Source organism: Salinicola halophyticus, assembly GCF_003206695.1.
Lineage (GTDB): Bacteria > Pseudomonadota > Gammaproteobacteria > Pseudomonadales > Halomonadaceae > Salinicola > Salinicola halophyticus.
In genome coordinates this window covers 719,084-726,573 of sequence record NZ_PZJN01000003.1, presented here as the reverse complement: position 1 = coordinate 726,573, position 7,490 = coordinate 719,084, and the positions used below count along the sequence as shown (strand labels likewise).

5 protein-coding genes and 4 tRNA genes are annotated in these 7,490 nt (G+C 58.5%); 6 read left to right on the top strand and 3 right to left on the bottom strand.

What is annotated here, in order from left to right; genetic code table 11:
* The 3 genes from DOM58_RS05295 to betI all read right to left on the bottom strand — a co-directional run.
* Positions 1-319 (bottom strand): four helix bundle protein (locus DOM58_RS05295; protein ID WP_110692016.1); only part of this gene is annotated, 319 nt, incomplete at its 3' end.
* 109 nt (positions 320-428) lie between these two features.
* Positions 429-1,898 (bottom strand): betaine-aldehyde dehydrogenase, encoded by a 1,470-nt coding sequence (gene betB / locus DOM58_RS05290; protein WP_110692015.1) that lies wholly within the window; start codon positions 1,896-1,898, stop codon positions 429-431.
* A gap of 85 nt (positions 1,899-1,983) precedes the next feature.
* Positions 1,984-2,604, bottom strand: a complete 621-nt coding sequence (gene betI / locus DOM58_RS05285) for a transcriptional regulator BetI (RefSeq protein ID WP_110692014.1) — start codon at positions 2,602-2,604, stop codon at positions 1,984-1,986.
* A gap of 303 nt (positions 2,605-2,907) precedes the next feature.
* Here betI and DOM58_RS05280 point away from each other — a divergent pair, with 303 nt between their 5' ends.
* From DOM58_RS05280 to DOM58_RS05255, 6 genes are all read left to right on the top strand, one after another.
* Complete coding sequence (locus tag DOM58_RS05280) at positions 2,908-3,870, top strand: choline ABC transporter substrate-binding protein (RefSeq protein WP_110692013.1); 963 nt, start codon at positions 2,908-2,910, stop codon at positions 3,868-3,870.
* 169 nt (positions 3,871-4,039) lie between these two features.
* A tRNA-Met gene (locus DOM58_RS05275) sits at positions 4,040-4,116 on the top strand.
* Positions 4,117-4,466: 350 nt separating this feature from the next.
* Positions 4,467-4,542 (top strand) — tRNA-Asn (locus DOM58_RS05270).
* A gap of 24 nt (positions 4,543-4,566) precedes the next feature.
* A tRNA-Asn gene (locus DOM58_RS05265) sits at positions 4,567-4,642 on the top strand.
* A gap of 34 nt (positions 4,643-4,676) precedes the next feature.
* Positions 4,677-4,752 (top strand) — tRNA-Asn (locus DOM58_RS05260).
* 907 nt (positions 4,753-5,659) lie between these two features.
* Entirely contained in the window at positions 5,660-7,282 is a 1,623-nt protein-coding gene (locus DOM58_RS05255; protein WP_110692012.1) for an isocitrate lyase, read from the top strand.
* The last annotated feature ends 208 nt before the right edge of the window (positions 7,283-7,490 follow it).

Below are 7,490 nucleotides of genomic sequence, written 5' to 3'. Positions count from 1 at the left end.
GCGATCCGAGCATTCGGGAAAGCTGAAAAGATTCGTCGCGCCATTGGTGGCCAATGGAATGGTCGATGTATCCCACCTCGAGACCAATCAGTGTCTGAGTGGCAAATTCCCCGCAGGAGCCTTTGGCAATCGAGACGAATCGAAATTTTTCGCGCTCGGTATAGCGTTCAAAGCCTTCCGCGATATTGCTGGGGATCGAGAGAGCCGACCGCGTAATCTGATCCTTGAAGCCAAAGTCACGAAGTTCAGCCAGTTCACGATAGACCGCCACGCTGAGATCCTCGCTACGAACCCAAACCGCCATCTGTTCGTGCTTCATCGACAGCCATCCTTTTCACACAATGCTGCTTTTTGTTGTTCTTGACTCGAAGCTATCGTCGCTTTTGACCTTCAGCTCGCATCTCGAAGCTCGTGACTCGGAACTATCGTCAAAACACCGATTCGAACGGCCCCATCTCGATCTGCACCGATTTGGTTTGGGTATAGTGCGCCAGCGTCTCGACGCCGTTCTCGCGGCCGATACCCGACTGCTTGTAGCCGCCGACAGGCATTTCGGCCGGGGAGTCGCCCCAGGTGTTGATCCAGCAGATGCCGGCTTCGATCTGATGAATGACGCGATGGGCGCGGTTGAGCCCTTCGGTAAACAGGCCGGCGGCCAGGCCGTACTCGGTGTCGTTGGCGCGGCGGATGACCTCGTCTTCGTCATCGAAAGCCAGAATCGCCATGATCGGGCCGAAGATCTCTTCGCGGACGATGCGCATGTCGTCGTCGCAATCGGTATAGGCGGTGGCTGCAACCCAAGCGCCCTTGCCGAAAGCGCCGTCGGTCATGCGGTTGCCACCGACGAGCAGGCGCGCACCGTCCTGCTTGGCGATCTCCAGGTAGCTGGCGACTTTCTCCAGGTGCTCGAAGCTGACCAGCGGGCCGAAGTTGGTGGCGGGATCCAGCGGATCGCCGGCCTTGATGCGGTTGACGCGCTCGACGATCTTGGCCTCGAAGGCCTCCTTGACCGAACGATGCACGAACACGCGGGTGCCGTTGGTGCAGACCTGGCCGCTGGAATAGAAGTTGGCCATCATCGCACCGTCGGCGGCCCGATCGAGATCGGCGTCCTCGAACACGATCAGCGGCGACTTGCCGCCAAGCTCCATGGTGACATCCTTGAGCGTGGACCCAGCCGCGGCGGACATCACCTTCTTGCCGGTGCCCACTTCGCCGGTGAAGGTGATCTTGGCTAGGCCCGGGTGCTCGGTGAGCATGGCGCCAACGCTGCCGTCGCCCTGGACGACGTTGAACACGCCGTCGGGAAGCCCGGCCTCGGTAAAGATTTCGGCCAGTTTCATCACGGTCAGCGGGGTGACCTCGCTCGGCTTGAAGACCACCGCGTTACCTGCAGCCAGCGCCGGGGCGGCTTTCCAGCAGGCGATCTGGATCGGGTAGTTCCATGCGCCGATGGCACCGATCACGCCCAGCGGTTCACGCCGGGTGTAGACGAACGAGTCTTCGCGGAGCGGAATCTGGGTCCCCTCGATGGCGGGTGCCAGCCCCGCGAAATACTCGAGCGCATCCGCGCCCGTCACGATGTCGACGCCGGTCGTCTCGCTGATCGGCTTGCCGGTGTTCAGCGTTTCCAGCTCGGCCAGTTCGTCATTGCGTTCCCGCAGCAGCGCGACCGCCTTGAGCAGAATGCGCGAACGTTCCATGCCGGTCATCGCTGCCCATTGGCGCTGGCCGCGCTGGGCGCTTTCGATGGCCTTGTCGACGTCGGCAGCGGTCGCCTGCTGAACGCTGGCGATGACTTCGCCGTTGGCCGGGTTGACCGCGTCGAAGGTCTGATCTCCGCTGGCCGGAGTGCGGCGGCCGTCGATATAAAGTGTCTGTGTCTCGAGTCGTGGCATGTGACTCTCCCATGGGAATGGCGAATGAAATTGCGACGCTTGCGCATGTTGTGGCGTTTACACAAGCGTAAGTGACTGGATATCTCTATGCGTACTCGTTGGCGCGGGTTCTGGCGTACCGGGCCGCTTCGAGCTGGACGCGGACGTAGTCGTAGGCCAGCTGACGGGCACGGTCGACGTTGAGACCTTCGGGCGCCAACGCGCCGCGTAGCCATAGACCGTCGATCAGGGCCGCCAGGCCGCGGGCGGCGTTTCTCGCCTCCCCCTTGGGCAGGACACGCCGAAACTGACAGCTCAGATTGGAATAGAGCCGACGGTCGTTGACCCGCTGCAGGCGCTGCAACGGAAGGTGATGCATGCTGCTGGCCCAGAATGCCAGCCACGTCTTCATCACCGATTGACTCGTCTGACTGCGGTCGAAGTTGCCATCGATAATGGCATGCAGATGCGCTTCCGGCGGCGCATTGCCCAGTGCCGCGCGGCGTTCCAGCACGGCCGTGCCCAGATCGCTCAGCACATGGCGCATAGTCGCCTCGAGCAGCCCGTCCTTGCCGGCGAAATAGTGGCTGATGATCCCGGTGGACACGCCCGCCCGCTTGGCGATTCGCGCGATCGTGACATCGGCCAGACCCGCCTCGTCGATCGCTTCCAGCGTCGCCTGAATCAACTGCCGGCGGCGGATGGGTTGCATACCCAGTTTCGGCACTGGCTTGTCTCCTGGATCGGGGCTGTAAATGAAAGCCTGCGGATGGCCGTCTCGAAGCTGGTTCAATTGACATGGCCGATGAACGGCTGCGCTAGGGCTGACTGACCTCGATTACGCTAACCTTCATCCATCCCGCACTCCTTAACTTGGCTTTCATCGTCAGCGAACGCCATTATTATGGAAATTTTTTATTGAACGGTCAATCAATAAAAACTAGTGTATTGTTCTGTAGAATGCAAAATTCGACATTCGATAATCAGTAATTATCAATCATAACGCACAATACGATCAGGGAGTTCAAGCATGAAAAGCCAACCGATCCTGTGGGCCCTCGCCGGCGTGAGCCTGGCAGCCGTACCGCTGACCCAAGCCCAGGCCCAGTCTCAAACACAAGAACCCGAAAGCTGCCAGCGCGTTCACTTCGCCGAGGTAGGCTGGACCGATATCCAGGCCACCACCGCGCTTGCCAGTGTCGTGCTCGAGGATCTGGGCTATGAAGCGACCTCCGACACCGTCTCCGTACCGGTGGCCTACGCCGGCATGAAAGGCGGCGATTTCGATGTCTTCCTGGGTAACTGGATGCCGTCGATGAAATCGATCAGCGACCCGTACATCGAGAAAGGGCAGGTCGATCGACCGCGCGCCAATCTGGAAGGCGCCAAGTACACACTGGCCGTACCCCAGTACGTGATCGATGCCGGCGTCACCTCGATGGCCGATCTAGACGAGCATGCCGACCAGTTCGGTCACAAGCTGTTCGGGATCGAAGCGGGTAACGACGGCAACATGATCATTCAGCAGATGATCGACGACGACGCCTTCGGCCTGGGCGACTGGCAACTGGTCGACTCCAGCGAAGCGGGCATGCTCGCTGAAGTCAAAGCGCGCACCCAGACCGACGACTGGATGGTATTCCTGGGTTGGGCACCGCACCCGATGAACACCAATTTCGATATCGGCTATCTCTCCGGCGGTGATGACTACTTCGGCCCGGATTACGGCGGTGCCACCGTCTACACCAACACCCGCGCCGGCTACGTCGACGAGTGCGGCAATGTCGGCCAGTTTCTTCAGAATCTGAGCTTCACGCTCGATATGGAGAACGAAGTCATGGGCAGCATCATGGATGACGGCGAAGACGAGAAAGACGCCGCCCGCGCCTGGCTCAAGGCCCATCCCGATACGCTGGATGCGTGGCTCGAAGGCGTGAAGACGGCCGACGGCGAGCCGGGACTGCCGGTGGTCAAGAAAGCCCTGGGCGTTTAAGAAGAAAGCCCTGGGCGTTTAAGAAGAAAGCCCTGGGCGTTTAAGACCGAAGGCAACAGGGAAAAAATCGCCTGGATTGTCACTGCGGGCTTGTTGAGAAGCGAGCCCGCAGGTATAGTCCGCCCCCGTTGTCACTTGGCAACGTTCGCCGTTTATCGGCAGCAGCGTCGGCTACGTAGCTCAGCTGGTTAGAGCACATCACTCATAATGATGGGGTCCCCTGTTCGAATCAGGGCGTAGCCACCAACGCTTTTCTCTTGATCAACGCGTTATCCCCCGGTCAAGAACTTCTCTCCCGATCAAGACCTCCGAATCCGAAGAATGTCGTGCTTTCCAGGCAATCTCGCCTTGGGCCGCTCGGTCGAGCCTATCGTTTCGTCGAGCCAATTGTTTCGTCGAGCTAATCGCTTCACCTGATCGATGGACGTCGCTTCCGCCTTCGTCCACTATGGCCGGCGAGTCGTTGACCGATAGGGCGAATTCCGCAGCGTATTGATTGTGCTGCAGAATTCTTCGCCGCCGTTTTGAAGATTCGTGTGCATCAGCCTTGACGCAAAGGACTCAACGCGTATACTACGCCGCGTGCTGAAGGATGGTCCCCGATAGCTCAGTTGGTAGAGCAAATGACTGTTAATCATTGGGTCACAGGTTCGAGTCCTGTTCGGGGAGCCAACATCAGCCAGCGGTGAACGACGATCCCCGATAGCTCAGTTGGTAGAGCAAATGACTGTTAATCATTGGGTCACAGGTTCGAGTCCTGTTCGGGGAGCCATCGCCGACACCGTATGACATCATTGCCGCATCGATCCCCGATAGCTCAGTTGGTAGAGCAAATGACTGTTAATCATTGGGTCACAGGTTCGAGTCCTGTTCGGGGAGCCAATGCGATGATGCTCTTCCCCGCAAGATGCTTTCCCTCCGTTTGATGTCTGTTTCGCATGATCCTCTTTGTTCGTATGACCCACTGCTCTCGGTAAGGCCCGGATCGCCGTTCCTCGCACGCCTTCGTGTTCTCTGACTTCGTTTTCCCGAGCCCCCTTCATGTTCTTGAATGCCCTAAGGGTGTCTTGAATGATCTGAGGGTGTTCTTGAATGCTTTGAGATCTGATCTGCCATGAAGCGAGCGAAAAAAATTTGCCCGCGGGATCAGACCGATTCATTGGCAACAGGCTATCTGAGCCATCTCCAGGCAACGCGTGATCGTCAGCGTCGTCGCCAGCGCCGTGTTGAAGCGACGACGCCCAGGCTCTGCTGGATGCCGCCCTATGTGATCTCGCTGGGGGAGCTCGCCATTGGGCGGAGGTTACCCAAGCGGGATGAACTGGCTACCGCAGGTTAATAATTTGAAAACCGGCTAACTTCCTCCAGACGAAAGTCGCAGGTAAAGCGGTTGGCGGCAATGCTCTCGGCAAGGGCGCCGTTATCAGAATAATGTCGGCCAAATTATCCCAAACTGATGAAACTGCAGCAATTTTGTAAGCCTGCCGAAAATTCGCCGAGCGCCGTTGGTTTTCTGGCAAATAATATCCATGCGCTGGAACTATCGGCATCATACGTCATACATGACTACAGAATTCGTCCATAAGCGCCATTTTGGGTAGAAGACCTACCCTGACGGCGGCTAAGTACGAATTGTTGCCATGACACTATCTCTCACATAGTGGGGTCGTCGATGGGTTCATTTTTTTCTTGTTGGCAGAGTTAAAACGGCCGTTTTTGGCCGTCTGAATCACGACAGGATAAATCTGGATTCTGCGAATATCATCAATCCCTGCAGGTGGAGGTGGTCATGTCGATCTATCAGCGCGATATCGAATCGTTGAGCCGATTGTGTCTGGAGCATAACGGTAGATGGGGCAATATCAATCCCGAGAATGTGGCGCGAATGCGAGCGCAGAACCGATTTCGTACCGGACTCGACATTGCTCGCTACACGGCAGCCATTATGCGTCGGGACATGCGAGCGTACGACCAGGACGCCTCGCGCTATACCCAGTCGCTGGGCTGCTGGCACGGCTTCATTGGTCAGCAGAAGATGATCGCGATCAAGAAACACCACGGGACGACACAGGGGCGATATCTCTACCTTTCCGGTTGGATGATCGCCGCCATGCGCTCCGAGTTCGGGCCGCTCCCCGATCAATCGATGCATGAGAAGACCTCGGTTCCCGCGCTGATCGAAGAGCTTTACACCTTCCTGCGTCAGGCCGATGCCAGGGAGCTGACGCTACTGTTTCGTGAACTGGACAGCGCCAGGAAGAGCGGTAACGAAGTGATGGTCAGAGGTGTTTTGGAACGGATCGAAGACTTCGAGACGCACATCGTGCCGATCATCGCCGACATCGACGCCGGGTTCGGCAACGAGGAGGCGACCTACCTGCTGGCGAAAAAGATGATCGAAGCGGGCGCCTGCTGCATCCAGCTCGAGAACCAGGTTTCCGACGCCAAGCAGTGCGGTCATCAGGACGGCAAGGTCACCGTTCCCCACGAGGATTTCGTCGCCAAGATCAATGCCGTCCGCCACGCGTTTCTGGAACTCGGGGTGGAAGAGGGAGTGATCGTCGCCCGCACTGATTCGCTGGGCGCCGGACTGACGCAGAAATTGCCGGTCAGCAAGGAGCCCGGGGATCTCGCCCACCAATACAACAGCTTTCTGTGTACCGTGCCGATCTGCTCCGCGGATGACGTCAACGAAGGCGATACGATCATCAAACTCGACGGCGATCTGCGCAAACCCCTGCGCCTGGCCAACGGGCTTTATCGGTTTCGCTCCGATACCGGCGAAGATCGGGTCGTACTGGACTGCATCAACGCGTTGCAAAATGGGGCCGACCTGCTGTGGATCGAGACCGAGAAACCGCATATCGGCCAGATCGCCGGCATGGTCGATCGCATCCGGGAAGTCGTACCCAACGCCAAGCTGGTCTACAACAACTCGCCATCATTCAACTGGACGCTCAACTTCCGCCAGCAGGTCTTCGACGACTGGGAGCGAGAAGGGCAGGCAGAAGGGCAACGAGAGGGGCGCTCGCTCTCCGGCATCGAGCGCAGCCAGCTGATGAGCGTAGAGTACGATGATTCCGAGCTGGCGCAGGAGGCGGATCGCCGGATCCAGGCATTCCAGCGCGATGCGGCTCGCCAGGCCGGCGTGTTCCACCACCTGATCACCTTGCCGACCTACCACACGGCGGCGTTATCCACCGATGAGCTGGCCGAGGGTTACTTCGGCGAGGCGGGTATGCTGGCCTATGTCGCTGGCGTCCAGCGCCGCGAGATCCGCCGAGGTCTGGCATCGGTCAAGCATCAGGACATGGCCGGGTCCAATCTCGGCGACGACCACAAGGAGTACTTCTCCGGCGCAGCCGCACTCAAGGCCGGCGGAGGTCTCAATACCATGAGCCAGTTTGGGTGAGCCGGTTCGGCTGAGCCAATGTCCCTCACGAAGCTCTGCGAGGTTGCCGGCTCGTTCAGATGAAGTCGCTTGAGAACTTTGTGGTGCGTCGGTCGTAGGCCGGCGCGCTGTTTTTATTTCGGATACCTGTACCTGTTTCCCTATATCGAGACCGAGGTCATGTTGTCTCGGTGATGCAAATTGTATACGCTTGCACGCAACAGTATTT

What these genes read in the sequence shown, in the direction of transcription:
- DOM58_RS05280 (WP_110692013.1), top strand. Translation starts at nt 2,908, where the DNA reads ATGAAAAGCCAACCGATCCTGTGGGCCCTCGCCGGCGTGAGCCTGGCA.
- DOM58_RS05255 (WP_110692012.1), top strand. Translation starts at nt 5,660, where the DNA reads ATGTCGATCTATCAGCGCGATATCGAATCGTTGAGCCGATTGTGTCTG.
- betB (WP_110692015.1), bottom strand. Translation starts at nt 1,898, where the DNA reads ATGCCACGACTCGAGACACAGACACTTTATATCGACGGCCGCCGCACT.